This window comes from Vibrio sp. YT-16 (assembly GCF_033337405.1).
Lineage (GTDB): Bacteria > Pseudomonadota > Gammaproteobacteria > Enterobacterales > Vibrionaceae > Vibrio > Vibrio alginolyticus.
Genome location: NZ_JAWOQQ010000082.1, coordinates 1 through 1,337, shown reverse-complemented (window position 1 = coordinate 1,337; position 1,337 = coordinate 1). Strand labels below are relative to the sequence as shown.

At 39.5% G+C, this 1,337-nt stretch carries 3 protein-coding genes; all 3 read left to right on the top strand.

Annotated elements, in window-relative coordinates:
- Positions 1 to 454: DsbE family thiol:disulfide interchange protein (locus R7F07_RS24895; RefSeq protein ID WP_318110621.1), on the top strand; the 454-nt coding region annotated here is incomplete at its 5' end.
- A complete protein-coding gene (locus R7F07_RS24890) occupies positions 441 to 851 on the top strand; it encodes a cytochrome c-type biogenesis protein CcmH (RefSeq protein WP_318110620.1) in 411 nt (136 codons plus the stop codon). The genes R7F07_RS24895 and R7F07_RS24890, both read left to right, overlap by 14 nt.
- 148 nt (positions 852 to 999) lie before the next feature.
- On the top strand, positions 1,000 to 1,176 hold the full coding sequence (locus tag R7F07_RS24885) for a hypothetical protein (protein WP_005483239.1): 177 nt from the start codon (positions 1,000 to 1,002) through the stop codon (positions 1,174 to 1,176).
- Positions 1,177 to 1,337 lie beyond the last annotated feature (161 nt).

Here is a 1,337-nt window from a genome sequence, read left to right as displayed (position 1 = left end):
ATCTGACCGTCCCCACGTTGAGCAAGCAAAGGAAAGCACGCTAATGGTTCCAAATTTCAGCGCTGTATCGGTTATCTCTGGAAAAGAGGTCACTCAGGTGTTGTTTCAAGACAATGGCTATAAGTTGCTGAATGTGTGGGCGTCATGGTGTGGGATCTGTAAGAAAGAACATGAAACACTTTTGCAGATAGCGGATGCGGGAGTGCCGATCATTGGTTTGAATTATCGAGATAATAACTCTGCCGCTCAAAACTACTTGAGCTCTAAAAACAATCCTTATCAAGACGTGATTAGTGACCCAAATGGCGAATTGGCGGTTGAGCTGGGAGTGATAGGTACACCAGAAACTTATCTTATTGATCAAAATGGCAAGGTTTTGATCAAATATCGGGGAGCAATCACGATCGACAAATGGAACTCAATATTTTCTAGGTATTTTAATGGCGCTATTTAAATATATATTTATTACCGTTTTTGCACTTGCATTATATTCTCCTGCGAGCAATGGGAGTGAAATTAAGCAGAACGTTGATCTTTTTGAATTTCAATCTGTAGAAGTGCAACAACGAGCAACCTCGCTCGCTAAGACATTGCGCTGCCCACAATGCCAAAACCAGAACTTGATTGAGTCCAATGCGCCAGCGGCTAAATATCTTCGGTTAAGGGTCTATACCATGGTCAATGAAGGTAGCTCCGATCAGCAGGTAAAAGATTATTTGGTTGAACGATATGGAAATATTGTTCTGTATCAACCTCCATTTAATTATTCAACTGCGCTATTGTGGATCTTTCCTATTATATTTTTGATCTTTTTTGCTCTATTTTCGATCCGACTAATCAAGCGAAATTAATGTGACCATTATTCCAGTATGGAAAATAAATTGTGCATATAACAAGCAGAGTGTTATCATTTTTTGGAATTTATGAAGCCTCCAGTATAAAGCTAACGATAAAATTTGAGCTGGAGAAGTAATAAAAGAACAACAGTAGGTGTACGCAGTGGATTCAGTTATATTGCAGTTAAAGAAGGACTTTTATTCGCAGATTCGTGCGTTTCAAACACCGAAGCTGCCACAAGTGACTTCAACTCTCGCCGTCCTAACAGACGAAGAAATTCAAGAACTCGAAGCGGTATGGATAGAATTAGCGGTTTGGAAACGTAGCCAAACTCATTAAGATTCCTTTTCATGCTCTAACCTTTACCCACCCCAGGCAAAAATTTGTCTGGGGTTTTTTATTGTAGTTTTATAAAATTGTTATACTATAACAATTCATCAGCGCAGCAAGATAAGTGATCGTCTTTGTTCGCGGAAGGGGATAAGATCAACCCAATTGTG

Bases quoted from the DNA above. Each gene is read 5' to 3' on its own strand.
- R7F07_RS24890 (WP_318110620.1), top strand. From the start codon at position 441: ATGGCGCTATTTAAATATATATTTATTACCGTTTTTGCACTTGCATTA.